The following is a 24,726-nucleotide window of genomic DNA, read 5'->3' on the forward strand; positions in this document are numbered from 1 at the left end:
GCGCGCGTAGATTTGCGATTCAGCCCCACCCCCCTCGCTCAGGAGGTGATTCCGCGTGGTGAAACTGAGCCGCGACCAACTCTCGGTCGTCGTGCTCGCGGTGGTGCTCGTGCTGTCGGCGGTGGTCATCACGCCGGGCATGGTGTTCCCGACGGGCGGCGACGACACGGACGCGTCCGCGGGCCGCACGTACGACGGGACCGAGTCGGGGCTGATGGCGGTGCCGGACGACCACACGCGGACGGCGAGTGAGGAGACGGCGGGCCTCGGGTCGCAGGTGCGCGCGAGTCAGGGCGCCCAAACGATGCAGGTGACCGTCACCGAGCGCGACGGCGACGTGGCGCTCGAACTGACGGACGACCGGATTCACGACGGGCGCTGGGTGTCGGTGCCCGCGAAGTGGTTCCGCGAGGCGCTCGGGAACGTGCCCGAGGTCGCGTACATCGAGCACGAGTCCGGCCGCGAGTACGAGTCCCAGATTAGCGTCAGGGGCGGCGACGCCGCGTTCTACGTCCAGGGATTCAGTACGAACACGGTCACGTTCAGCGGCGAGGTCTCCGTCGGCGGGACGTACAGCAACGGCTCGTCTGTCCAGTACGAACTCTCGAATTTGGACTCGGCGTCTGACCCGCTGCTCAATGTGACCGGCGTGGAAACCGGAGAGAACGACACCGAATCCGGGTCTATCTCGGGGTCGGGCACGGTGTCGTTGAGTCTCGCGTCGGATTCAACGGTTACGGGGCACAACGGGACGGGAACGAGTCCGCTTGTCTCGGTGACGCCGTATCGGTCTGATACGCCAACGCGAGCCCATGAAGGCGGATATTCACAGGACACAAGCCGGGCTGTTCTCGGCGGCGACCACCGGCGAACCGAGATAGTCCTGCAAGACGTGGGGCAGTCGGTTGATAGCGTCACGCTCAACCTACGGAGCGCGCCCACAGACGCCGGAGGATGGCGATACGATGCCTACGTTGAGTGCGGAGTATCGGACGGCGATTACACCGGAGGCACGCAGGTCGTTGATGGCCTCAAACCCGTGGACGGCTATACCGGGAATTGGACGATAGACGGCTTCTCGGTGGACACTTCCGGGTGTACGAACGCGCATTTCTCGCTCGTCAGTCAATCCGTGAGTTCGGTGGACACGTCGAAAACGTGGGAGATTGGCGAGGACAGCGGCACGGTCGCGGACTTCGGTGCGCCGACCTTCGAGTATGAGGAAGGCGCTGACTCGGGGTCTGCGTATACGGTGTTCGGCGTGTGGTACAGTCCGGGCGAGGCACCGGACTCGGTGTCCGTGAGTGACGGCTACGGTAATTCCCACGATTTCACGAGCCTCACGGCGGGAGAGACGGTTTCCGCGCGGATGCCCATTAATCTCAACTCGTCGGGTCTCTCGGTATCCACGTCACCGAGCGCACCCGCCGACGTGACCGCCGAGTACCGGGAGTATACGGAAACGTTCGACCCCGCCATCGAACTTAACGGCCACACCGAATCCGTCTCCGGCACGCTCGCGGAGGGCGAGACGGTGTCGCGGAATTTCTCGAAGGACGTGCTCCGCGAGGGGACGAACTACGTGAACATCTCCGTGGGCGACGGGACGCTGTCGGCTGACGCGCCAGCGCCGGCAGTCGCGGTGAACCTTACGCACGACGCGACGAACAAGCAGTCGGTCACCTACGACGGCGGCCAGTGGCGCGAGACGTACAACGTCAGCGAGACGTACGCGAGCGCCCGCAGTGAGGCGAGCCTGACAATTCCGTTCCAGACGGACGTCGTCGCCATCCAGTCCATCGAGGCGCAAGTGAACGGGTCGGGCTGGTCGTCGGTCGAACCCGAGAACTACAGCCTCTCGAACACGACACTCGCAGTCGACCTCGACGACGTGAACGGCGGCGACATCCCGTCCGGAACGACGGTCGACGTTCGAACGACCGGCATCTCCGTCGACGCCATCAACTCCTCGATTACGGTCACCCAGCCGACGGCGCCGGGGCAGGCGTTGAACTCCACGGTCTCGCTCGACTCGTGGGGGCCGGACGCGGCGCTCGCGCTCTCCGGGACGCCGCGGGGCTCGCGGCTTCACTACACGACGAACGAGTCGTGGGACGCCAGCGAGCACGCCGTCCTCGACGCCAGCGGCGCGAACCAACTCTACTTCCCGGCGGCCACCTCGGGCGACTCGTTCCGCGTCCACACGCTCCCTGTCGACCTCTCGCCGGAGGCCGGCGAGATTCGGGCGCGTATTCCGGACGGACAGGTCAACCGGACCGCGCCCGTGTTCGCGGTGCAACCGGGCGAGACCGTGGGGAACGCGTACGACGCGACGTTCCTGAACGCGGAGGATGGCGAGGACTACATCCTCTGGAGCAAGACGAACAACGTCGTCCTCGACTCCGCGACCGCCGGAAGTCCGGTGACGCTGACCGACGACGAGGACAACGTCGAGACGCTCCAGATTCGCCTCGACACGACCGGCGGCAGTAGCGGCGGCGGTGGCGACTCGGATGGGAGTGGTCCGGGTATCATCGCGGAGCCGACGACCGGCGGGAGCACGAACCTCGTCGCGCTCATCGGCTTGTCCATCCTCGCGGGCCTCGTCATCGTGGCGTCCCGAAACGACGGGCTCGTCGCCTCCGCGGGCGAAGACGCGGCAGACGGCATCGAGGAGACCCTCGGCGGCATCCCCGTCGCCGGCCCGCTTCTCGGGAAGAGCATCGGCGGCGTCGTCGAATCGACCGCGGGGCTCGCGGAGGGCATCGCGGGGAATCGGACGGTCGCGATGTCGATCGTGACGGCCATCCTCATCGGCGCCGTCCAGGGCGGCATCATCGAGGTGCCGCAGTCGAGCCTGACGCTCATCGTCGTCGCGGGCATCGGCATCTACTCGCTGGTGGCGCTCCGGGAGTTCGGGGAGTTCACGACGGAGCGCTGGGCGGTCATCATGGTCGCGACGACGCTGGTGACGCTCCAGACGATGAGCGAGGAGTCGCTGCTCACGGCCATCGTCCAGAGTCGCGTCTGGCCGATTCTCGCCTTCGGCGGGCTCTACCTCGCGTACAAGTTCGTGCAGGGCGTCCGCCAGCCGGACAACCCGACGAACGTCACGCTCGACCTCAGCAACGAGGGAGGTGACAGTCAGTGATTTGGGGACTCCTCTCTGGGCTCGGGCTCGGCGAGCAGTTGTTCGCGGCGGGCCTGATGCTCGTCGTCGCGTGGTATCTACTGCGCGCGCTTTCGATGGCGGGCACGCTCGGCGTGGCCGTGTCCTCGGGCATCATGTACGCGGTCGTGACCGCAGTCGTGCTGGCGGTGGCGCTCGCGGCTGGCTGGCTCGACCCGCAGATGGGCGCTATCATGAACGCCGTCTCGAAGGCCGAACACGTCTTTCGGACGTTCGTCGTGGACGTCGTCGAGTCGGCGCTGGAGGGCGCGACGTGAGTTCCCCGCCAGTCCGTCTCTCGACGGTGCCGCCTGTGGCCTGTGTTCGGTGCGCGGTCGCCGCAGCGCATCCGTACGGTCACCACGCGGGGCGTTGTCTGAATTGCGGGCGGCTACGTGATTGACCGTTTGTACTACTATAGAAGCGAAAGCGACCTACCCGGTGTTAATGAAACTCCGGAAATTCGGCGCGTTCCATATTCTCTCGTTTCTTTTTGAGGTCTCGGTTCCATCGGTACAGGATGGCACTGACGCCGAGAATCTCGAAGAAAACGAATAGAACCGCTTCTGGAGTCTTTGGGAACAAGAAGAGAACTACAGTAAACGATAGCAGTGCGGTACCAATGCCGACGAACAACTGCACAAACTGAATTCTATTCATCAGGACACGAATTGCCGCAGAGTTCTTACTGATATGTGAACCAGATATCAGGGAGATTCGGCCGTTTACTTCTGATTTCGAATAGCCGTCTTCAATGGCGTCTCGATACAGTTTATCGCTCGCGCCGATACCGTGGGCATAATTTCGGGTGAACAGCCCCAAGAGGGCTCCGAGAAGCAGGAATGCGGTTGAGAAGAATAGCAAACCCAGTTTTATGGTGGTGAACTCTATTCCTGCTCCAGACTTGGTGAGAGTTAGTCCAGAAACGACCAACCCGATCATAACCAAAGCCGTCCGAGTTAGCTGAGACAACGCTCGGTTGAGCGATTGAATCGTGTTGGCTTGCTGGCCAAGAATCGGTCTCGCGAGTTCAGATAATCGGGCGACACCTTCGGGATTGTCTGGATTCTTCGCGGCTTCGTATATGTCGTCGGTCATAGGCTGACATGGTATAGGGTTGGCATAAGGACAGCGACGGTTTGGGGTGGGTAAGACCCTTCGGCGGTTTGGAACGCCGAAGTACCTTCTAACCCCTATCTGTACGTACAGCGTTTCTCCGCCCGCCGGACAGCCGGTAGCAGTGGCTGGGGCTGTGCGGTGAGGGCCGGCGCGGTTTGCGCCGGCCCGGTTTACCCCGACCCCCTTAGGGGCACTATGGCTGAGGGGTGGCGGCGGACCCCCGTGCCGGCCGAGCCGCCGTGAGGCGCGCTCTGGGCCCGTCGAGACCGCCTCGACCGTGCCGACATGGGGTGTTGTTTCGCGCGAAACTGGCACGGATAGAAGGGGAACCGTGCCGTTTACACCTATGTGAAAGTGAAGCGGCCGCGTCGACGGCGCCGCGACGAGTGGGGAGCGTGGAGAACAGCGCGTGAATCAACGAATTGAGCGAGAAGAGCGCAGCGTCGCCACTACACCGCACCGCGAACCCGGCCGCGAGCGCGTGCTCAGTCGGTCAGTCTCGGGTACGGGTCGACGCGAACGCGAACGTGCTCGGCGTCGATGGCGTCCTCGTCGAGCGCGTAGCCGAGTGCCTGTCCGTCGATCGGCACCTCGTCGAACGGTTCCCAGTTCGCGACGTCGTCAGCGTCGGGCTCGTCGGCCCGATCGTCGGAGTCCTCGTCGCTGGTCGTGGACAGGTCGACGTCGAGGCCGAGGTCGTCGACGATTCCCTCCAGGTCGTCGGGCTCGTCGGCGTCGCGAAGGTCGTCGCGCGTGTAGACGGCGTCCTCGCGGACGGCCTCGACGAGCGTGTCGGCGTCATCATCGGAGAGGCCAAGGTCGGTGAGGTGGTCGTGGACGCGGTCGTCGGCGCGGTCGCTGCGGTCCTCGGCCAACTCTTCGCGGTCGGCCTGAATCGCGTCGATCGCGTCGGCGCCGAGGTCCTCCAGGTAGCGACTGGAGAACGCGACCAGCGTCTTCGCGCCGCGGGTCCGTGAGAGGAGGCCGGGGGCGTCGTCGCCGCCGACGCCGTCGGCGAGCCGGCGGACGTGCTCGCGGATGGTTCGCTTCGCGGCGCCGGTCTCCGCGACGAGATCCTCGTAGGTCACCTGACCGCGGCGACGGACGACGTCAAGGATGTCGAGCACGAGGTCGGTGCGCGTCCGCGTGGCCTCGCGGTAGAGGGCGGGCTGGAGGCTTTCGTAGTGCTTGCGGAGCCAGTAGCGGCGGCCCTCGGGGTGGTTCCACTGGACGCGTGGGTTCTCGGGGCCGTCGCTGTAGTCGTCGGCGACGAGGTCCGCCTCGGTCACGTCGGCCCACTGGAGGTGCGAGAGGAGAATCTCGTCGAGGATAGCCATGACTTCGTCCCAGCGCTCCCAGGGAATCATCTTCTCGGAGCGCTGGCCGGTCTCCTCGTCGACGACCGTCTCCTTCCCGTTGAGCGCGACCTCCAGTTTCGGCTGGTCGAGCGGGTAGTCGACGCGGTCGGGGTCTTTCGGGTAGTAGAGCTTGATGAGAATCTCGGCGTCGAGGCGCGGGAAGCCGAGTTGCTCCCACTCGCTCGTGCGAATCTTCGCTTCGAGCCATTTCGAGTCCTCGTGCACGCCAGTGGTCTCGACGTCGGCGTCGTGTTTCGCGAGGAGTTCCGCACTCTGGCGAATCGTGTGCACGATGTCGCCTTCGACAGTCTCGTCGGCGCGGTGATGCACTTCGGCCTTCCCGAAGCCGGCCGATTCGGTGACGACGTCTTTCTGACGAACGCCGTAGTTGAGGGTGTGGCCGAGGAGGTGGGCGGCGCGTTCGAGGAACTCCTCGGTCTGGTCGACCCAGGTACTCTGGACGCGCACGAGCGTACCCTCGCCGTGTGGGAGTCGGAAGTCGTTGCCGTCCGGGTAGACGAGAGCTTCGTCCTGTGGTTCCAGTTTCAGCGAGAGGGAGCGCGGTGGCGTGCGCTTCCACGCGATGCTCCCGTCGTCGTTGATTGGCTGGACGGTGAGGTCGTAGCTGTACCAGGGACTGTAGTCGTCGCTGGTGCCGGTGCCTGCCTTCCACGGGCTCGACCGGAGCGTGACGGCGTACTCGTCGTCTTCGTCCTCGGCGGGATGCTCGTAGGAGCGCGTGAGTACCGCGTAGTCGCGCCCCGTGTGGGGGTTGGTGATGAAGTCGTCTTCGTGGGCGTACCACGCCGCACGGGCGTGCTGGTAGACGCTCCCGTTGGGGATGCGGCGACCGTCGTCACCGAGGTCGAACTTCGAGGTAACGCCGTCGCCGGCGCGGTCGGTGTCGGCGAGGACGAACTTGCCGCCGCCACCATGGCGCGCGCCCTGCGGGAGTACGCAGCGTGTCGTGGTGATGCCCTCGGCGCGGTCGAGGTCGAGGCTCTCGTAGGGGTTTCGAACGCGCGAGACCGCGGGAGGCGTGTCCGAGCGGCTCACTGTGACCGCCTCCAGTAGTCGCGGCGGTCGAGAACCGGGTCGGCGTCGAGGCGCGCGACCTCGCGACCCGTGAGGAACTCCACCGCGTGCTCGATACCACGACCAGACTCGTCGTTCACGCAGACCACCCCGCGGTAAGCGTGGCCTGATAGTCCTCGGCAATCGCCTCGTAACCGCGGACTTCCAGCACAGTGTCGTTCCGGTGGAAGAGCTTCCTGATGGCGCCGTCCTGGTAGACGAGTTCCTTGATGTTCGCCCCCTGGTAGTTCTTCGGAAGGCCGTCGGCCCGCGCCTCGTCTCCGGGGTCACCGAGCGCGACCGTGTACGCAGGGATGCCGTAGTAACGGCGCTCACGCACCCGGAAAACCTTTCGAACGCGGCCTTCGTGGTGGTGACTCGCGTGAACCAAGCTTCCGGCGTTGAGGACATCGTCGACGGACGGCTGTTCGGGCGGGTTCAGTCGAAGGAGCACGCCGTCGGGGAGGACCGCGAGGCGGTAGGTGACGCGTTCGGCGACATCGTCTTCGTCGCCATACGGCCAGTCGTGGCCGTCGCGGCGGTAGGAGTTGTGTGGTGGCGTGTACGTGTGCCCGGCCTCGTCGCGGAGGGCTGCCGGCGCGAGCGGCCGGTCGTAGTACTCCGTCGGGTCGTCACTCGTCATCGGTCCACCCCCGCGAGATAGTGTACTCCTCGCTTCTCCACTGGTGCGTGAACTCGTGAGCGCCGACAACCGACTCGGCAATCTCCAAGTTGACCTCGCGCGGGAGGTTCGCGCGGTCAGCGTCGCGCTCGACGACGACCTCGCCGCACGAGCACGTCGCCCGAAAGACTTCAACCGTGTTCTCGTCGGTGTCCGTCACGCGCCGTCACCTCCGAGGCAGTCGCCACAGCGAGCGCCCGCGGGCTTCGTCTCCTGCCCGCAGTCGGGACACGGACCGGACTCGTACTCGGGCGCGCCGTGCTCGACGCTACAGGTCGAGCAGCGCGCGCCGCGACAGTTGCGGCCGCAGTCGAGACAAGTGCCGCCGTCGGCGGCGAGGCGCGGCGAGAGCCCGAAGTCTGCGGGCGTGTGGTCGTCGAGGAAGTGCTGGCTACGGGACTCGCCGTCGTCGAACTCGTGACCGCACGGGCACGTCTCCAACCGGACCTGCACGACAGGCTGTCCCGGATAGGAGATACGCTCCAGGGTCACACCGACCACCCCGAGATACCGCTGTTCGTGTCAGAGAACCCTGGAAAAGGGTAATTAGGGTAGCGGGCCGGGCGCGATTTGAACACGCGACCGACGGATTAAGAGTCCGTCGCTCTGCCGAACTGAGCTACCGGCCCAACGCATCCTTTTCTTGCGGGGTGGCACTAAAATACGTTCTGATTCGGACCGGGTGACGGGACGGCTTAAGGCGCGGCGGGTACACGCTGTACCCATGTCAGTGGAGCCGCCGACACTCGAGCGAGAGGACGTACACGAGATTGCCGACGAGCGGTTCACCGGGGAGAGCGTGGCGCTGGTGACGGGGGCGGCGTCGGGCATCGGGCGCGCGACGGCGCTCGCGCTCGCTGTGAACGGCGTGACCGTGGCGGCGCTGGACGTGGACGAGGACGGGCTCGCGGAGACCGTCGCGGACGCCGACGACCTCGGCGCGGAGGGCGACGTACACGCGACGCCCGCGGACTTGACGGACGACGACGAGGTCATCGCGGCGGTAGAGGCCGCCGCGGAACTCGGCGACCTGCGGTGGGTGGCGAACGTCGCGGGCCTCCAGCACGTCGCGCCCCTCGAGGAGTTCCCGATGGACGTCTACGACACGATGCAGGCGGTGATGGTGCGCGCGCCGACGCTGATTGCGAAACACGCGCTCCCGCACATCCGAGCGTCGGGCGGGGGCGCAGTCGGGAACATGGCGTCCGTACACGGGCACTACGTCACGTCGGACAAGGTCGCGTACAACGTCGCAAAGTTCGGGCTCCGGGGGCTGACGCAGTCCATCGCGGCGGAGGGCGACGGGGACGTGCGCTCCTTTTCGGTGTCGACGGGGTACGTGAAGACGCCGCTGGTCGTCGACCAGATTCCGGACACCGCCGAGGAGCGCGGCATCAGCGAGCGCGAGGTCGTCGAGGACGTGATGCTCGGGCAGTCGCGGGCGACCGAGATGATGGAGCCGGTGGACGTCGCGAACCTCTTCGTGCTCGGGTTCTCCGAGTTGGGGAGCCACCTGAACGGCGGCGACCTGCGGTTCGACGACGGGATGACGCTGACGTACGAGTGAGGCGCTGAGCCGCCGCGAGGACAGGTCGGGAAGGTTAAGTAACGGCCCCCGTTATCCGGGCACATCATGAGCAGCCGGGCCACCATCTCCTCGATGTCCACGTACGCCATTCTGGGCTGTGGGAGCGTCGGGCACGCCGTCGCCGAGGAGTTGGTCGAACGTGGGAAAGACGTCCTCATCGTAGACCGAGACGAATCCCGCGTGGAGGCACTCAGGGACCAGGACCTGAACGCGCAGGTCGCGGACATCCGCGACGAGGAGGTCGCCGGCCTCGTCGACGACCGAGACGTTGTCCTCATCATGGCGTCGGACGTGGACGCCAACGAGGCCGCGGTGGAGAATATCCGGTCGCGCAACGACGACCAGTTCGTCGTCGTGCGCGCGAGCGACCCGGTGACCAGCGACGAACTCACGGAACTCGGAGCGGACGTGGTCATCAATCCGTCGTCGGTCATCTCCGACGCGGCGCTGCGCGCGCTGGAGTCCGGCGAACTGGAGTACAAGGCCCGCCAACTCGCGGACGTCATCGAGGGGACGAGCGACCGCCTCGCCATCGTCACGCACGACAACCCCGACCCGGACTCCATCGCGGCGGCGGCCGCGCTGCAGTCCATCGCCGACCACCTCGGCGTCGAGGCGGACATCCTCTACTTCGGGGACATCGGCCACCAGGAGAACCGCGCGTTCGTGAACCTCCTCGACATCGAACTGACGGCGTACGACGAGGTCGACATCCACGACTACGAGACGGTCGCGCTCATCGACCCGGCGAAGGCCGGCGAGGTGAACATCGACCACGACGTCGACATCTTCATCGACCACTACGAGGTCGAGGACACGTTCGACGCGGAGTTCGCTGACGTCCGCCCGAACGTCTCCGCCACCTCCACCATCCTCACGAAGTACATCCAGGAGTTCGACCTCTCGGTGAGCCAGGAGGTCGCGACCGCGCTCCTCTACGGCATCCGCGCGGAGACGCTGGACTTCCGCCGGGACACGACGCCGGCTGACCTCACGGCGGCGGCGTACCTCTACCCGTTCGCGGACCACGACACGCTCGAACAGGTCGAGTCCCCGAACATGAGTCCGGAGACCCTGGACGTGCTCGCGGAAGCCATCACCAGCCGCGAGGTCCAAGGCAGCCACCTCGTGTCGAACGCGGGGTTCATCAGCGACCGCGACGCGCTCTCGCAGGCAGCCTCCCAACTCCTGAATCTGGAGGGCATCACGACGACGGCCGTCTTCGGCATCGTCGACGACACCATCTACCTCGCGGCGCGCTCGAAGGACATCCGCCTGAACATCGGGCGCGTGCTCGCCGACGCCTTCGCGGACATCGGTGAGGCCGCCGGCCACTCGACGCAGGCGTCCGCCGAAATCCCCCTCGGCATCTTCACCGGCATCGAGACCACCGAGGACAACCGAGAGACCCTCCTCTCCTTGACCGGCGAAGCGGTCACCCGCAAACTCTTCGACGCGATGGGCGTCGAGAGCGAGAGCGGGAGTAACGGGAACTGACCGGGCGCCGACGGCGGGCGCCGACTCGACTGCATCGAGACCGCGAAAACTACGCCCTGGAGATTAGGCCGCGATTTCTTCGTCCGCTTCGGGGTTCTCGTAGCGCTCCACGACGTCGTTGATGAGGACGACGTCGCCGACCGCACGCACCCAGCGATAGGGGACGATGACGCCCTTCTCGCCGGTCATGCTCTGGGAGAACAGTTGTGGGTTGAGTTCGCTGAGCGCGAGGCCGTTCACGGTCTCGGTGTCGAGGTTCAGGCGGACGTCCTCGACTTCGCCGACGAAGACGCCGTTGTTGGAGTAGACCTCGCGCCCGACGAGCGAGGTGATTTCGTCTGCTTCGGAGTCCATGTCTCCCCGATGTGCGCGGGGAACCTTAAGTGTTGAAGGCCGGCGTCAGACGCGCGTCTCGGCGCGATTGCGCGGCGGCGAGAACGGTGGGGCGGCACGCGCGCTCGCGTGGGCTACTGGCGGCCGAGGACGGCGCCGAGCGCGTCGAGTGCGGCCGCCATCTGGTCGGGGTCGCGACCGAGGCTGACGCGCACGCGCTCGGGGTCGTCGAAGAAGCGACCGGGGACGACGAGCACGCCCTCCTCCCACGCGGCGGCCGCGAGTTCGTCGCCGTCGACGTTCGCGGGGTCGAGGAACGCGTACGTGCTCCCCTCCGGCACGACGCCGTCCACGTCGTCGCGAGCGTCCACGAACTCCGCGAGCAGGGCGTGGTTCTCGGCAATCAGGTCCCGAGAGCGCTTCGCGAGCGCGTCGCGGTTGTGGAGCGCGCGCATCCCGAGCGCGCGGCCCGGTCCGGACATCCCGGGGACGTGGTAGGCGACCGAGCGCGCTCGGTCGACGAACTCGCGGTCGGCGACCAGCCAGCCGACGCGAACGTCCCCGAGGCCGTGGAACTTCGTGAGCGACCCCGTGATTGCGGTGGCGTCGAGACCTGCGGCGGTCGGGCCGCCGAACGCGCCGTCGACGGATTCGGTGCCGAACGGCGCGTACACCTCGTCCACGAGCAGGCGCGCGCCGGCGTCGTCGACGCGCTCGGCGAGGTCCGCGAGCGTCTCGCGGTCGGCGAGTCGGCCGCTGGGGTTGTGACGGTTCGTCACCGTGACGAGCCGGGTGGTGTCGGTGAGCGCGTTCTCCGCGCGCTCCGGGTCGAGGCGGTAGTCGTCCTCGCGGAGGAACCGGTCGACGTCAGCGCCGACGGCGGCGGGCGCCTTCACGAGCGGCTCGTAGCCGGGTTTCTCCACGAGCGCGGTCGGCTGGCTCGCTTCCGACTCCGCGTCGGTCCAGTCCTCGTCGGGGTCGGGGTAGAGCGCGGCGGCCGCCGCGACGAAGTTCGCCGTCGACGCGCCCGGCGTCACCAGCACTTGCTCGGGGTGGACGCCGTACTCGCCCGCGATCTGGGTTTCGAGTGAGGCGCCGGTCGGCGGGTCGGAGAGCCCGTCGAGGCGCTCGGGGACGACCACGGGGTCGTGGTCGCGGTCGCCGCGAAGGTCGCTCGAACCGAGGTCGTACAGCGCCACCTCGGGCCGTCCGGAAATCCACTCTAAGTACTCCAGCCGCGGGAACATGCTTCCGGATGGGTCGGCTGGCGGGAAAGTAGTTACCGCTTCGGCGCGCCCACCGGAAGCAGTTAGGTCGCCGCGTCCCCACGTGTGGGCGTGGACGACCTCGCCGACTGGCTCCGCGGCCGCCACCACTACGACGACCAGATAGCCGACGAGCGCACGCGCCCCGGCCGGGAGGGCGAGACGCGGGACGTGGCCCTCGAATCGCGGCTGGAGTCGGCGCTCGCGGACCGGGGCATCGACTCGCTTTTCGCTCACCAGGCCGACGCCGTCGAGGCGGTGCGGGACGGCGACGACGTGGTGGTGGCGACGCCGACGGCCAGCGGCAAGAGCCTCACCTACACGGTGCCGGCGTTCGAGCGCGCGATGGACCACGGCGGCCGGACGCTGTACGTCGCGCCCCAGAACGCGCTCGTCGCCGACCAGCAGGACACGCTCTCCGAACTCGCGCGCGACCTCGGGTTCGGGAGTCGCGTGCACGTCGACACGTACACGGGACGCCTCTCGAAGTCCGAGAAGCGAGGCGTCAGGGACCGCCAGCCGACGGTCCTGCTCACGAACCCCGATATGCTCCACTACGCCCTGCTCCCGCACGCCCACCGGCTCTGGGAGTGGTTCTTCTCGGGCCTCGAAACGGTCGTCTTGGACGAGGTCCACGAGTACCGGGGCGTGTTCGGCGGGCACGTCTCCCTGCTCCTCCGACGCCTCCGCCGGGTCTGCGAGCGCTGGGACGCCGACCCGCAGTTCGTCTGCTGCTCGGCGACCATCGGGAATCCGGTCGAGCACGCGTCCCGGGTCACGGGCCGGCCCGAGGACGGCTTCGCGCTCGTGGACGACGACCGGAGCGCCACCGGAGACACGCACTGGGCGCTCTGGAATCCGCCCGAGCAGGGCGGCGGCGAGGGCCGGCGGCGCTCCTCACACGTGGAGACGCGCCACCTGATGGCCGACCTCGTGGCGGACGACCACCAGACGCTGGCGTTCACGCGCTCCCGGCAGGGCGCCGAACGCAACGCCACCGAGACCGCCGACTACCTACGGGAGCGCGGAAACGCCGACCTCGCGGACTCGATTGCGGCGTACCAGGCGTCGCTCACCGACGACCGCCGACGCGACCTCGAAGCCGACCTCCACGACGGCGACGCGCGCGGCGTCTGGTCGACGAGCGCGCTCGAACTCGGCGTCGACGTGGGCGGCCTCGACGCCGTCCTGCTCGACGGCTATCCGGGCACCCGGATGAACACGTTCCAGCGCGCCGGGCGCGCGGGACGCGGCACCGACGACGCCGCCGTCGTCCTCGTCGCGGGCGAGGACCAACTCGACCAGTACGTGATGGACCACCCCGAAGAACTGTTCGACGGCGACCCCGAGCGCGCTATCGTCGACCCCGCGAACGAACACCTGCTCGACGACCACCTGCGCTGTGCCGCCAGCGAGAACTGGCTGAACCCCGACGACGACGCGTACTTCCCGCGGTTCGACGAGCGCGTCGAAGCACTCGAAGACCGAGGGTTGTTGGAGCGCCGCGACACCGACTACGGCACGCGCTGGGTGGACGGTGGCGACGGCAGCCCCCAACACGAGATGAGCCTGCGCACCATCGACGACCGGGAGGTACGGTTGCTGGACTCGTCGAACGACACGCTCGCGACGCTCGAACTGGACGACGCCCTGCGGGACGCCCACCCGGGCGCAATCTACCACCACCAGGGCCAGCGCTACGAGGTGTCGGACCTCGACGTGGACCGCCTGACGGCGCGCCTCCAGCCGACGTGGGCCGACTACTACACGCGCGTCCTCACGGACAAGACAATCGACGTGGAGGCCGACCACGAGGAGCGCTGGCCGTTCGCCGGCGACGTGCCCGTTCGGTTCGCGGACATCACGCTCACGACCGCCGTCACCGGCTACCAGCGACGGGACGCCGAGCGCGGCGAGACGATGGACACGCTCTCGCTGGACCTGCCCGAGCAGACCCTCGACACGCGAGCGCTCTACTACACCGTCCCGCCCGACGTGGAGACCGAACTGCGCGAGGCGGGCGACCTGCCGGGCGCGATTCACGCCGCCGAGCACGCGATGATTTCGATGTTCCCGACCGAGTTCCTCTGTGACCGCGGCGACATCGGCGGCCTGTCGACCCCCGTCCACCCGCACACGGGACGCCCGACAATATTCATCTACGACGGCTACCCGGGCGGCGTCGGCCTCGTGCGCGAGGGGTTCGACGCCATCGGGAGTCTCGCCGAGACGACGCTCTCGATGCTCCGGTCGTGTGACTGCGAGGCGGGCTGTCCGGCGTGCGTGCAGTCCCCGCAGTGCGGGAACGCAAACGACCCGCTGGACAAGGGCCTCGCGATAACCCTGCTCGCCGCGCTCACCGGAGACTGAACGGCACCTCGGCGGCGTCGAGCGTACACAGCGAGTGGTATCGGAGGAACGTCACGACGGGAACGCTCACCGCGCCGACGACCACCAGTCCGACAACGGCGGCGACCGCGACGGCTACCAGCGCCGCGCCCGACAGCGCGCCGGCGAGAATGCCGAACAGGCCGAGTGGCACCGCGACGACGGCGACGGCGAACCCGAAGACGACGCTCGCCGCGAACAGCAACACCGCCTTCACGAGCGCGTAGACCGCGAACTGCTTCCAGTCGGCGCGTACCTGCGGCCAGAACTCGCGCCACGTCGCGACGATGCCGCCGCCTTCCTCGGCGACGAGCGGGACGACGAACGCCGTCGTGAACTCCGAAACGAGAGCGGCCACGAACCCGACGACGAGGAGCAACGGGAGCGTCACGAGCAACGCGAGCAGCGCCAGCGGCGCGTCGAACGCGACGGCGAGACCGACGGGCGCGAGGACGCCGGCGACGGCGACGAGCACCGCGAGAATCACCGCGAGGCGGAATCCGAACAGTCGCAGGCCGACGCCGAGTCGCTCCCGGAACGGCCCGAGAATGCGGACATCCCGCGAGCGCACGGCGTCCACGAGCACGAACTCCATCACGGCGCCGATGACCGCCACGACCAAGCCGACGAGGAGGACGGCGACAGCGACGACGGCGAACACCGCGAGGAACTCCGAGAACGACACCTCTCGGGCCGTCTCGACGGCCGCGTTCGGCGACGACTCCCACGAGAACGTCGGCGTCTGGGGCGCCGAGAGCCCGGCGAACGCGGTGATGACTGCGAGCCGTACCCACGTCCCGAGGTCGAAGGGCAACAGCAACTCCTTGGTCTCCGAGAGGGCGCGGTCCAGCGCGTCGACGGCGTACCAACTCATGGTCGACTGTTCGACACGACGCGCGATAAAAACAGGGTGTGGCGTGTCTGCCCGCGGAATCGGGTCAGGCGCCGCGGCTCGCCGCCTTCACGAGCGCTTCGAGGTCGAGGTGGCCGGCGCCGTGGTACCGCTCTCCCTCCTCGGGCTGGCTCGCGGTTTCGCGAATCAGGTCCTCGACTTCCGCGGCGCTGGCGTCCGGGCGGAGCGACCGCACGAGCGCGACCGCGCCCGACACCTGCGGCGCCGCCATCGACGTCCCCGCCTTCCAGCCGTAGGACGGCTCTGTGTCGACGATTTCGCTGGGCTTGTCGCCCGTGTCGTCCTCGTCCGGGCCGTCCTCGTAGTACGTCGTGACGGTCGTCGAGAACACGAGGTCGTAGTACCACTTCGCCTGCCCCGACGCCAGCGCCTCGGGGTCGTAGTTCCCGCCGCCCGCGCTCACGTCCACGGCCGACCCGTAGTTCGTGTAGTTCGCTGGCTGCGTGGTCGGCTCTTCGAGTCGGTTGCCGGTCAGCCACTTCTCCTCGTTGTCGTCGTGCTTGTCGCCCCAGCCGTACCCGATAGGACCGGTGGCGCTCACGCCGAAGATGCCCTCGACCTCCGTCGGGAGGCTGAGCACGCCCTCGCGGTCCATGTCGAGTGCGCCGTTGCCCGCGGAGTTCACGATGACCATGTCGTTCTCGCGCGCGTACTCAGCGGCGCGCCGGTACATCTCGCGAACGAGCAACAGCCACGGGTACTCCGCCGGGTCGATGTACGGTCGCGGGTAGCCGAGACTGATGTTCGCCGCGTCACAGCCCTTGTTCGCCGCGTCGACGAGCGCGGCGATGGTGTCGCCGGTCGCTCCGCTCACGCCGGAGAACACGCGGAGCGCGACGATTTCGGTCTTCGGCGCGGTGCCGAGGACGCCGCCGGCCTCGCCGTCGTTGTCGTTCGTCGCGGCGATGGTGCCGGCGACGTGCGTGCCGTGGCTCCCCGCGCCGTTCGGCCGGAAGTCGTAGCCGTCGGTGGTGAAGTTCTCGGAGAGGTCCTCGTTCACGACGGCTTCGAGGTCCGGGTGGGCGTCGTAGACGCCGGAGTCCACGACCGCGATTCGCGTCCCCTCGCCCTCCGTGGTGTCGTGGACGACGCGGCCGTTGCCGGGCTTGTCGGTGAGGTTCTCGACGTCCTGAACGCGCTTGTCCCACTGGAGTTCGGCGTTGGACGCCGGCCCGTCGAAGTTGTGGTTGTCCGCGCCGTTCGCGCTCGGACCGGCGTGTTCGGCCGCCGGCCCGGCGTCGTCTTGGAACACCGCCACGTCGGGGACCACCGCTGTTCCACTCGGCACCGCGTCCGGGTCGCCGCGCACGACGAGCGCGTCGATCTCCGAGATGTCGTGGACGACCGTCGCGTCGTCCGGGAGCGCACTCCGGTCGACCTGTCGCAGGTCGACGAGGAACCGCTCGGCGTCCCCCGACGCCGACGCGACTCCGGCCCCCGTGCCGAATGCCAGTCCCCCGAGCGCCGCACCTGTACCCTTCAGAAACGTCCGCCTGTCGAATCTCGCCATGGCGTGGTACCACACACCACTCGTGCGCACATATTTCTTTCCAACTGGATTCTACTTGTAGATACACTGTTTGTCGGCTGTCGATAGCGTGGAAGCCGCCCGAACCGCCGCGATAGACTTTAGAACGGGGCCGGCGAACGGGCGACCATGAGCGGCGACGGGAGCCAGGACGGCGACGAGCGCGTTCTCTCTCCGGACGAACTCGACATCGAGGACGAGGAGGACGTGGCGTCCATCGGCGACGGCCGGTACGTCATCGGCTCCGACGGCCCCCCAGCGGCCAGCGAGTCGAACGAATCGGGCGACGCGCCGCCCGAACCCGAACAGCCCGACCCCACGCGCAAACCGGCAGCCGACCCCGGTCCAGCCCCCGAAGCCGAGCCCGCGGCCGAACCCGAACCGGAGCCCGAACCGACCGTGACGGGCCGCGACGTCAAGGAGTGGCTCGGCGAGGAACTGGCGAGCCACGACAGCGAGTACGCCTACCACATCGCCGCGAAGTACGGCGACGACGTCACCCATCAGCAACTCGCGACAGACGACGTCGGCGCCGCGTTCGACGGCCTGCTCGTCTGGTACGCGCGCCAACTCGCGGGCAACACGCCCGTCGACGAAGCCCTCGGCATCCTCCTCGGCGAGTCCAGCGTGCAGGTGCGGTACCCGACCTCGCGGCTCGTCGCGTATCTCGAAGCCCACGACCTCGGCCCCGACGACTCGATTTCGGACCTCGTGTCGGCGGTCTCCGAGGAGGACGGCCTCGCGTTCCCGCGCCGGCGGTAGCCGCGAAACAGTTTTAGTCGTGGTCGTCCGTGGTTCCGGCAGTGATGAACCTCGAAGACGCGGACCGCGTGGCCGAGAACGCCGCGCACGTCGTCGAGTTCCAACTCGGCGACGAGGTCTGCGCCATCGACATCGACGCCGTTGACAGCATCGTCGAGTCGAAGCAAGTGACTCGCGTTCCGCGCGCCCCCGAGGCCGTCGAGGGCGTGATGGACCTGCGCGGCGAGACGACCGCCATCGTCGACCCGCGGGAGTTCCTCGCCATCGGCGGCGACCACGACTCGGACAACATCCTCGTGTTGGACCGCGCCGACGACAAACAGAAGATCGGCCTCCGAGTCGCCGAAGTGACGGAAGTGTCGGGCTACGCGGACCACCAGATCGACCGCGGTGACCGCGTGTCTCGCATCGGCACGTCGGCCATCGAGCGCGAACTCGTCGAGGGCGTCATCCGGAAGGGCGCGACCGAGGACGACGAGGACGAAGACCACGACGTCGAGTTGGTGTTGTGGCTCGACATCGACCGGCTCATCGAGTCGGTGTCTGCGGGCGAAAACGGCGACAATCAGCGCTGATAATCGGTCAGGAGACTTTATTAGCCCCTTTGCCAAAGACGCTTAGCATGGCGAAGCAGGTCCTACTGGTGGACGACTCCGAGTTTATGCGGAACTTGCTCCGCGAGATTCTCGAAGAGGAGTTCGAGATCGCGGACGAAGCCGAGAACGGAGTCGAAGCCGTAGAGATGTACAAGGAGTACGAGCCGGACCTCGTGATGATGGACATCGTGATGCCGATTCGGGACGGCATCGAAGCGACCTCCGAAATCAAGGAGTACGACGGCAGCGCCCACATCATCATGTGTACGAGCATCGGGCAGGAGGAGAAGATGAAGAAGGCGGTGAAGGCTGGCGCCGACGGCTACATCACGAAGCCGTTCCAGAAGCCCAGCGTCATGGACGCCATCTCGGACGTGCTCACGGCATGACGCGTGCGCTGGTGGTCGACGACTCGCATTTCATGCGAACGGTCATCAGCGACATCTTGGAGACCGGAGGCATCGACGTCGTCGACACCGCGTCGAACGGCGCGAAGGCGGTCGACAAAGTCGCCGACGTGGACCCGGACGTGGTGACGATGGACGTGGAGATGCCGGAGATGAACGGCATCGAAGCGGTCGAAGCCATCATGGACGACCACCCGGTGCCGATTCTGATGCTGTCCGCGCTCACCACCGAGGACGCGGACGCCACCCTCGAAGCGATGGAGAAGGGCGCCGTGGACACGTTCGCGAAGCCCGGCGGCACCATCTCGACGGAGCTCTCCGGCCACAGCGAGGAACTCGTGGCGGCCGTCGAGGACGTCGCCGCCGCGGACCCGACGGCGGGCCACGACGTCCAACAGACGACGTCCACGGCCGGCGGGGACGATTTCGTGGACGACCCGACGCTGCTCGTCGGCGCGTCCACGGGCGGGCCGAACGTCGTGGAGTCGATTCTGGCGTCGCTCCCGCGGGAGGCGGACTTCCGGATTCTCGTCGTCCAGCACATGCCCGACCAGTTCACGTCGCGGTTCGCGAAGCGACTGGACGAGTCCAGCGACTACGACATCAAGGAAGCGGCGGACGGCGCGCGCATCGGCGGCGGCGAGGGGTTGGTCGCGCGCGGCGACTACCACATGCGCGTCTCGGGCTACTCGAACGGCCGCCTGCGCGTGCGCCTCGACCAGAGCGAGCGACGCCACAGCGTGCGACCCGCCATCGACGTGACGATGGAGAGCGCGGCCGAGCGCGTGACCGACCCGACGGTCGCGGCCGTCCTCACCGGGATGGGGACGGACGGCGCCGCGGGCGTTCGCGCAATCAAGGACGCGGGCGGCCACACGTTCGCACAGGACGAGGAGACCAGCGCCGTGTTCGGCATCCCGGAGCGCGCCATCGAGACGGGGTGCGTGGACGAGGTGTTGCCGGCCGAACGGCTGACCGAAGCGATCACCGACTCGATACGGAGGAGTACGTGAATGGACGACTATCTTGAAGCATTCGTGCGCGAGGGCGAAGAGCACGTCACGAACCTGAACAACGCCTTGCTCGAACTGGAGTCGGACCCGGGCAACGAGGAGGCGATGGACGAGATATTCCGGACGGCCCACACGCTGAAGGGGAACTTCGGCGCGATGGGGTTCGAGGGCGCGAGCGACCTCGCGCACGCCGTCGAGGACCTCTTAGACGAGATGCGACAGGGGGAACTCGAAGTGACCGCGGACCGCATGGACCGCATCTTCGAGGGCATCGACGCCATCGAAGCCTGCCTCGACGAAATCGAGGCGAACGGCGAAGTCCAGCGGGACGTGACAGACACCATCGAGTCCGTGCGCGCCGTCCTCGACGAGGCGGCGGCCGAAGCCGAAGCGGATGCCGCCGCCAGCGACGACGAGGACACCGCCGCCGGATTCGACCCCCTCTCGGTCGTCGACGAAGCGACGGTCGCGGACGTCGACGCCGGCGTCTACCACGTTCGCGTGGACATGTCCGACTCCGAGATGAAGGGCGTCGACGGGATGTTCGTGTTGGAGGCGGCGACCGAGTCCTTCGACCTGCTCGGCGCCGACCCCGAACCGGACGCCATCAACGACGGCGAGTTCGAGGACGGCTTCGACCTCGTGGTCGCCACCGAGATGACGGACGTGAAAGCGACCGTCGAGTCGTTCCCGAAACTCACGGGCGCGTCAGTCACCGAGGTCACCGATTTCGACGGCGCGACCGACGAGGAGGACGGCGAGGACGCGGACGACACCGTCGACACCGACGACGCGACCGACGCGACGCCGGACGCAGACGAGAGTGCGCCCGCCAGCGACGACGGCAGCGGGGACGACGAGTCTGCGGTGCAGTCCACCGACACGGAGATTCAGTCCGTGCGCGTGGACGTCGACCAACTCGACGAACTCCACGGCCTCGTCGAGCAACTGGTGACGACGCGCATCAAACTCCGGCGCGGCGTCGAGGACAGCGAGCGACAGGTCCTCGACGAACTCGACGAACTCGACAAGATTACGTCGAGTCTGCAGGACACCGTGATGGACATGCGGCTGGTCCCGATGAAGAAAATCGTCGGGAAGTTCCCGCGGCTCGTCCGCGACCTCGCGCGCGAGCAGGACAAACAGATCGACTTCGTCGTGGAGGGCGACGACGTGGAACTCGACCGCACCATCCTCACCGAAATCAGCGACCCGCTGATGCACCTGCTCCGGAACGCGGTCGACCACGGCATCGAACCGCCCGAAGTCCGCGAGGCGAACGGCAAAGACCCCGAGGGGACCATCACGCTCTCGGCGGAGCGCGACCGCGACCGCGTGCTCATCCAGGTCGAGGACGACGGCGCCGGAATCGACCACGAGACGATGCGGGAGAAAGCCGTCGAGAAGGGCGTCAAGAGCCGCGAGGAAGTCGAAGAGATGCCCGACGGGGAAGTCGAGGACCTCGTCTTCCACCCCGGCTTCTCCACGAACGAGGAGGTCACGGACGTCTCCGGGCGCGGCGTCGGGATGGACGTCGTGCGCGACACCGTGACCCGCCTCGACGGCTCCGTCTCCGTCTCCAGCGTCCCCGGCGAGGGGACGACGTTCACGATGACGCTCCCGGTGACCGTCGCCATCGTGAAGGTGCTGTTCGTGGAGAGCGGCGGCGAGGAGTACGGCATCCCCATCAAGACCGTCGACGAGATTTCGCGGATGAAGCCCGTGAAGACCGTCGACGGCGAGGAAGTCATCACCTACGACGAGACGGTCTACCCGCTCGTGCGTCTCGGCGGCGCGCTGAACGTCCCCGGCGAGACGAAAAACGGCGACGGGATGCTCGTGCGCATCCGCGACTCCGAGCGGCAGGTCGCGATTCACTGCGACGACGTCCGCGGACAGGAGGAAGTCGTCGTCAAGCCATTCGAGGGCATCCTCTCGGGCATCCCCGGCCTGTCCGGCGCGGCGGTGCTCGGCGAAGGCGACGTGGTCACGATTCTGGACGTTGCGACGCTCTAAAAGCATGAGTACGATGATCGACATCCGGCGATTACAGACGGTGAACGAACTCGCCCGAGCGGGCGCGACGACGGTCGCGGACAACCTCAGCCAGCTCACGGGCGTCGAGACGGAGATGCAGATTACGAAAATCAACGTCATCGACGTCGAAGACCTCGGCGCTCACCTCGGCGACCAGAAACAGGTCGGCGTGAACGTCCCCCTGCAGGAACAGCCCTACGGCTCCGTGCTCGTGTTGTTCGACGACGAGAGCGCGCGCCGCGTCGCGTCCACGATGATGGGCGGCATCGAGAGCAGCGGCGGCGGGTACAGTGACATGGAGCGCTCGGCCATCCGCGAGGTCGGGAACATCATGACCAGCGGCTTCATCGACGGCTGGGCGAACGTCCTCGGGCGCACCATCGACATCTCGACGCCACAACTCATCCGCGCGGACGGCCACGAAATCGCCGACCACTGCGTCGACCCCGGCGAACACGAGATAGCGATGGTGTTCGACGCGACGCTCCACGCGCCGGACGCCGACGTCGAGGCGAAAATCTACTCGTTCCCCGACGTCGAGGAGTTCGTCGCGATGATCAACGACATCTGATGCGAGTCGACCTCGACGCCGTCGCGTCGTTCAGCGAGACCGGCGACGAGGGCGGCCGCCGGGCCGCCGAGTCGCTGGAGACGATGACCGGCGTGGCCGCGAACTGCGATTTGACGCGCACGACGCTCGTGGACGCGGACGGCCTCGAAGCGTTTCTCGGCGACGAACCGACCAGATTCGAGGTCGAGTTCGGCGGCGCGCTCTCCGGGCGCGCGTACGTCTCTTTCGACGGCGCGTTCGCCCGGAACGTCGCCGACGAACTGGCGATGGGAGAGGCGGCGCTCCCGGAGATCGCGAACATCCTCACCAGCGGGTTCGTGGACGTGTGGGCGGAACGCGCCCCGGACACCATCGATATCCACCCGCCCGTCGAAGTCGAGGACGACGAGTCGCTCGCGCCGGACGCCAGCGTCGTCGACGGCGCGGCGTTCGTCTTCGAGAGCCAGGTGACGTTCGCGGGCGCCGGCGAGTGCCGGTTCGCCGTCGTACCCGACGCCGAATCCTTCGCCGAGTTCCTCGCCGCCGACGACGACGCGATGTCGTGGGATGGCCTCTCGGCGTACCTCCGGTTGGCGTCAGAGAGCGCGGCGAACGTCCAGTCCCACCTCGCCGCGATGACGGGCGTGGACGCCGAGCTGGTGGAGTCCCACGTCGACTTCGTGCCCGTCGAGCGCGTGCCGTCGCTGTTGGACGATGCTGCCTACGAGGGTGCCGTCTTCGAGAGCGAGGGCGCCGTCGAGAGCGTCATCGCCATCCTCTTCGACGAGGCCGAACCGGGCGCCGTCGCGGGCGCGATGCTCGGCGACGACCCGGACCCCGACCTCGCCGAGAGCGCGGTCGCCGAACTCGGCAACGTCACCGCGAGTGGCTTCCTCGACGAGTGGGCCAACGCCCTCGACACCACCATCGACGTGTCCACGCCGTCTCATGTCCGGGACGACGGGCGCGCCGTCCTCGACACGGTCGCGGCGGCCTACGGCCGACACGCCGACACCATCGCCGTCGTCAACACCACTGTCGCGCTCGGCGACGACCTCGTCTGCCGGGTGTGTGCGTTCCCGAACCCCGAGGACGCCGACACGCTCGGCGAAATCGCGGCGGCGCTCGACGCGAACGCGGGTGAGACGGAGTGACCGCCGACACGTCCACGGTCCGCGTCGGCGTCGCCGACTGGCGAGTCGCCGACGACGACTCGATTCTCGTCACCAGCGGCCTCGGGTCGTGTGTCGCCGTGGTCGTCTACGACCCCGACGCCGGCATCGGGGGGCTACTCCACGCGATGCTCCCGGAGGCCCCCGCGCCAGTCGACACGCCCGCGAAGTACGTCGACTCGGGGTTCGACGAGATGCGCGAAGCGCTCTCTGGGCTCGGCGCCGACCCCGAGAACCTCTCGGGGAAACTCGCCGGCGGCAGTTCGATGCTCGACATCTCCGTCGGCGACGCAATCGGCGACCGGAACGTCGCCGCCGCCGAGCGCGCGCTCGCCGACGCGGACGTCGACCTCGTCGCCGCCGAGACCGGCGGGAACAACGGCCGGTCGGTGTCCTTTAGTCCCACGAGCGGCGACGTTACCATAGACCGGGTGGACTCCGAGGTGCAAGTAATTTGACTGCGTTCGAGGATTTACTGCGGTTCGTCGAACGCGAAACGACGTTCGCGAGCAGTTACTACGACGACGACTACCTCGACCGCCGCATCTCCGCGCGAATGCGTCGCTGTGGCACCGAGACCTACGAAGCGTACCTCGACGTGCTCCGCGACGACGAGGACGAGCGGGCGGAACTGCTGGACACGCTCAGCGTGAACGTCACGCAGTTCTTCCGCGATACGAAGGTCTGGACGGCGCTCAGGGACGTCCTCCTCGAAGCGGCCGAGGAGACGCGGTCGCTGAACGTCTGGTCGGCGGCCTGTGCCGACGGCCGAGAGCCCTACTCCATCGCGATGCTCGCGCTCGACGCCGGCATCCCCGCGCGCCGCATCGACATCCTCGCGACCGACATCGACGAGGACGCGCTCGCTCGCGCGCGAGCCGGGCGCTACGAGAGCACGCGCACCGCGGACATCCGCGAACAACTCGACTTCCTCGACGATCCCGGCGCGTACGTCGACAAGGACGGCGACCGCGGGTTCGTCGTCGCCGACCACGTCAAAGACCTCGTCACCTTCGAGCGCCACGACCTCATCACGGACGACCCGAAGTCCGGGTTCGACGTCGTCGCCTGCCGGAACGTCTGCATCTACATCGACAAACAGTACAAGCGACCGATTCTCGACACCGTCAGCGCGTCCGTCAAGACGGGCGGCCACCTCGTGCTCGGACAGACCGAGACGCTGCCCGGCGAAGTCAAGGAGCGCTTCGAAGCCGCCGACCCCCGAATCCGCGTCTACCGCCGCCAACCCGAGGACTGAATCGGGTTCGCGAGGAG

At 67.5% G+C, this 24,726-nt stretch carries 24 protein-coding genes and 1 tRNA gene; 14 read left to right on the forward strand and 11 right to left on the reverse strand.

Features of this window, described 5'->3' with window-relative positions; all coding sequences use genetic code 11:
* The first annotated feature begins 55 nt into the window (after nt 1-55).
* Both LT972_RS07450 and LT972_RS07455 read left to right on the forward strand, forming a co-directional pair.
* Entirely contained in the window at nt 56-3,151 is a 3,096-nt protein-coding gene (locus tag LT972_RS07450) for a hypothetical protein (protein ID WP_232572598.1), read from the forward strand.
* Nucleotides 3,148-3,447 carry a hypothetical protein gene (locus LT972_RS07455; protein ID WP_232569005.1) on the forward strand — a complete coding sequence of 100 codons (300 nt, stop codon included), beginning with the start codon at nt 3,148-3,150 and terminating at the stop codon, nt 3,445-3,447. Before LT972_RS07450 ends, LT972_RS07455 begins: the two co-directional genes overlap by 4 nt.
* Before the next feature lie 166 nt (nt 3,448-3,613).
* Here the strand turns inward: LT972_RS07455 and LT972_RS07460 are convergent, their stop codons facing one another.
* From LT972_RS07460 to LT972_RS07485, 7 genes are all read right to left on the reverse strand, one after another.
* Nucleotides 3,614-4,267: a hypothetical protein gene (locus LT972_RS07460; RefSeq protein ID WP_232569006.1), complete on the reverse strand. Its 654-nt coding sequence runs from the start codon at nt 4,265-4,267 to the stop codon at nt 3,614-3,616.
* 506 nt (nt 4,268-4,773) lie between these two features.
* Nucleotides 4,774-6,702 (reverse strand): DUF7845 domain-containing protein, encoded by a 1,929-nt coding sequence (locus LT972_RS07465; RefSeq protein WP_232569008.1) that lies wholly within the window; start codon nt 6,700-6,702, stop codon nt 4,774-4,776.
* Nucleotides 6,699-6,821 (reverse strand): hypothetical protein, encoded by a 123-nt coding sequence (locus LT972_RS14875; protein WP_269780525.1) that lies wholly within the window; start codon nt 6,819-6,821, stop codon nt 6,699-6,701. The genes LT972_RS07465 and LT972_RS14875 overlap by 4 nt, the downstream gene beginning before the upstream one ends.
* Nucleotides 6,818-7,363 (reverse strand): hypothetical protein, encoded by a 546-nt coding sequence (locus LT972_RS07470; protein WP_232569010.1) that lies wholly within the window; start codon nt 7,361-7,363, stop codon nt 6,818-6,820. The genes LT972_RS14875 and LT972_RS07470 overlap by 4 nt, the downstream gene beginning before the upstream one ends.
* Nucleotides 7,353-7,562: a hypothetical protein gene (locus LT972_RS07475; protein WP_232569012.1), complete on the reverse strand. Its 210-nt coding sequence runs from the start codon at nt 7,560-7,562 to the stop codon at nt 7,353-7,355. Before LT972_RS07475 ends, LT972_RS07470 begins: the two co-directional genes overlap by 11 nt.
* Nucleotides 7,559-7,894 carry a hypothetical protein gene (locus LT972_RS07480; RefSeq protein ID WP_232569013.1) on the reverse strand — a complete coding sequence of 112 codons (336 nt, stop codon included), beginning with the start codon at nt 7,892-7,894 and terminating at the stop codon, nt 7,559-7,561. The genes LT972_RS07475 and LT972_RS07480 overlap by 4 nt, the downstream gene beginning before the upstream one ends.
* A 63-nt stretch (nt 7,895-7,957) precedes the next feature.
* Nucleotides 7,958-8,031: transfer RNA gene (locus LT972_RS07485), tRNA-Lys, on the reverse strand.
* Between the two features lie 95 nt (nt 8,032-8,126).
* On the opposite strand from LT972_RS07485, the gene LT972_RS07490 reads away from it, so the two are divergent.
* Together LT972_RS07490 and LT972_RS07495 are read left to right on the forward strand one after the other, a co-directional pair.
* Nucleotides 8,127-8,969 (forward strand): SDR family NAD(P)-dependent oxidoreductase, encoded by an 843-nt coding sequence (locus LT972_RS07490; protein ID WP_232569015.1) that lies wholly within the window; start codon nt 8,127-8,129, stop codon nt 8,967-8,969.
* A gap of 66 nt (nt 8,970-9,035) precedes the next feature.
* Nucleotides 9,036-10,487: a DHH family phosphoesterase gene (locus tag LT972_RS07495; protein WP_232569016.1), complete on the forward strand. Its 1,452-nt coding sequence runs from the start codon at nt 9,036-9,038 to the stop codon at nt 10,485-10,487.
* Nucleotides 10,488-10,550: 63 nt separating this feature from the next.
* On the opposite strand, the gene LT972_RS07500 is transcribed toward LT972_RS07495, so the two are convergent.
* Together LT972_RS07500 and LT972_RS07505 are read right to left on the reverse strand one after the other, a co-directional pair.
* Nucleotides 10,551-10,841, reverse strand: coding sequence for a PRC-barrel domain-containing protein (locus tag LT972_RS07500; RefSeq protein ID WP_232569018.1), 291 nt, complete (start codon nt 10,839-10,841; stop codon nt 10,551-10,553).
* A 113-nt stretch (nt 10,842-10,954) separates the two neighbouring features.
* On the reverse strand, nt 10,955-12,067 hold the full coding sequence (locus tag LT972_RS07505) for a pyridoxal phosphate-dependent aminotransferase (RefSeq protein ID WP_232569020.1): 1,113 nt from the start codon (nt 12,065-12,067) through the stop codon (nt 10,955-10,957).
* A 90-nt stretch (nt 12,068-12,157) separates the two neighbouring features.
* On the opposite strand from LT972_RS07505, the gene LT972_RS07510 reads away from it, so the two are divergent.
* Nucleotides 12,158-14,455, forward strand: a complete 2,298-nt coding sequence (locus tag LT972_RS07510; protein ID WP_232569022.1) for a DEAD/DEAH box helicase — start codon at nt 12,158-12,160, stop codon at nt 14,453-14,455.
* On the opposite strand, the gene LT972_RS07515 is transcribed toward LT972_RS07510, so the two are convergent.
* Both LT972_RS07515 and LT972_RS07520 read right to left on the reverse strand, forming a co-directional pair.
* Entirely contained in the window at nt 14,442-15,347 is a 906-nt protein-coding gene (locus tag LT972_RS07515) for a DUF7544 domain-containing protein (protein ID WP_232569024.1), read from the reverse strand. The two genes, LT972_RS07510 and LT972_RS07515, sit on opposite strands and share 14 nt — an antisense overlap.
* 64 nt (nt 15,348-15,411) lie before the next feature.
* Nucleotides 15,412-16,896 carry a S8 family peptidase gene (locus LT972_RS07520; RefSeq protein WP_232569025.1) on the reverse strand — a complete coding sequence of 495 codons (1,485 nt, stop codon included), beginning with the start codon at nt 16,894-16,896 and terminating at the stop codon, nt 15,412-15,414.
* Between the two features lie 147 nt (nt 16,897-17,043).
* On the opposite strand from LT972_RS07520, the gene LT972_RS07525 reads away from it, so the two are divergent.
* From LT972_RS07525 to LT972_RS07565, 9 genes are read left to right on the forward strand one after another with little or no spacing between them, the layout of a single operon-like run.
* Nucleotides 17,044-17,676 (forward strand): DUF7500 family protein, encoded by a 633-nt coding sequence (locus LT972_RS07525; RefSeq protein ID WP_232569027.1) that lies wholly within the window; start codon nt 17,044-17,046, stop codon nt 17,674-17,676.
* 44 nt (nt 17,677-17,720) lie between these two features.
* Nucleotides 17,721-18,251, forward strand: a complete 531-nt coding sequence (locus LT972_RS07530; RefSeq protein WP_232569029.1) for a chemotaxis protein CheW — start codon at nt 17,721-17,723, stop codon at nt 18,249-18,251.
* 47 nt (nt 18,252-18,298) lie between these two features.
* Complete coding sequence (gene cheY / locus LT972_RS07535) at nt 18,299-18,661, forward strand: chemotaxis protein CheY (RefSeq protein WP_232569031.1); 363 nt, start codon at nt 18,299-18,301, stop codon at nt 18,659-18,661.
* A complete protein-coding gene (gene cheB / locus LT972_RS07540; protein WP_232569033.1) occupies nt 18,658-19,692 on the forward strand; it encodes a protein-glutamate methylesterase CheB in 1,035 nt (344 codons plus the stop codon). Before cheY ends, cheB begins: the two co-directional genes overlap by 4 nt.
* Nucleotides 19,693-21,708: a chemotaxis protein CheA gene (gene cheA, locus LT972_RS07545; RefSeq protein ID WP_232569035.1), complete on the forward strand. Its 2,016-nt coding sequence runs from the start codon at nt 19,693-19,695 to the stop codon at nt 21,706-21,708.
* Nucleotides 21,709-21,712: 4 nt separating this feature from the next.
* On the forward strand, nt 21,713-22,300 hold the full coding sequence (locus tag LT972_RS07550) for a chemotaxis protein CheC (RefSeq protein ID WP_232569037.1): 588 nt from the start codon (nt 21,713-21,715) through the stop codon (nt 22,298-22,300).
* Nucleotides 22,300-23,433, forward strand: a complete 1,134-nt coding sequence (locus LT972_RS07555; RefSeq protein ID WP_232569039.1) for a chemotaxis protein CheC — start codon at nt 22,300-22,302, stop codon at nt 23,431-23,433. The genes LT972_RS07550 and LT972_RS07555 overlap by 1 nt, the downstream gene beginning before the upstream one ends.
* Nucleotides 23,430-23,909, forward strand: coding sequence for a chemotaxis protein CheD (locus LT972_RS07560; RefSeq protein WP_232569041.1), 480 nt, complete (start codon nt 23,430-23,432; stop codon nt 23,907-23,909). Before LT972_RS07555 ends, LT972_RS07560 begins: the two co-directional genes overlap by 4 nt.
* The gene (locus LT972_RS07565; RefSeq protein WP_232569043.1) at nt 23,906-24,709 is read left to right on the forward strand and encodes a CheR family methyltransferase; all 804 of its coding nucleotides are present in this window, start codon (nt 23,906-23,908) and stop codon (nt 24,707-24,709) included. The genes LT972_RS07560 and LT972_RS07565 overlap by 4 nt, the downstream gene beginning before the upstream one ends.
* Nucleotides 24,710-24,726 lie beyond the last annotated feature (17 nt).

The sequence above is a fragment of the Halobacterium litoreum genome, from assembly GCF_021233415.1.
GTDB classification, from domain to species: domain Archaea; phylum Halobacteriota; class Halobacteria; order Halobacteriales; family Halobacteriaceae; genus Halobacterium; species Halobacterium litoreum.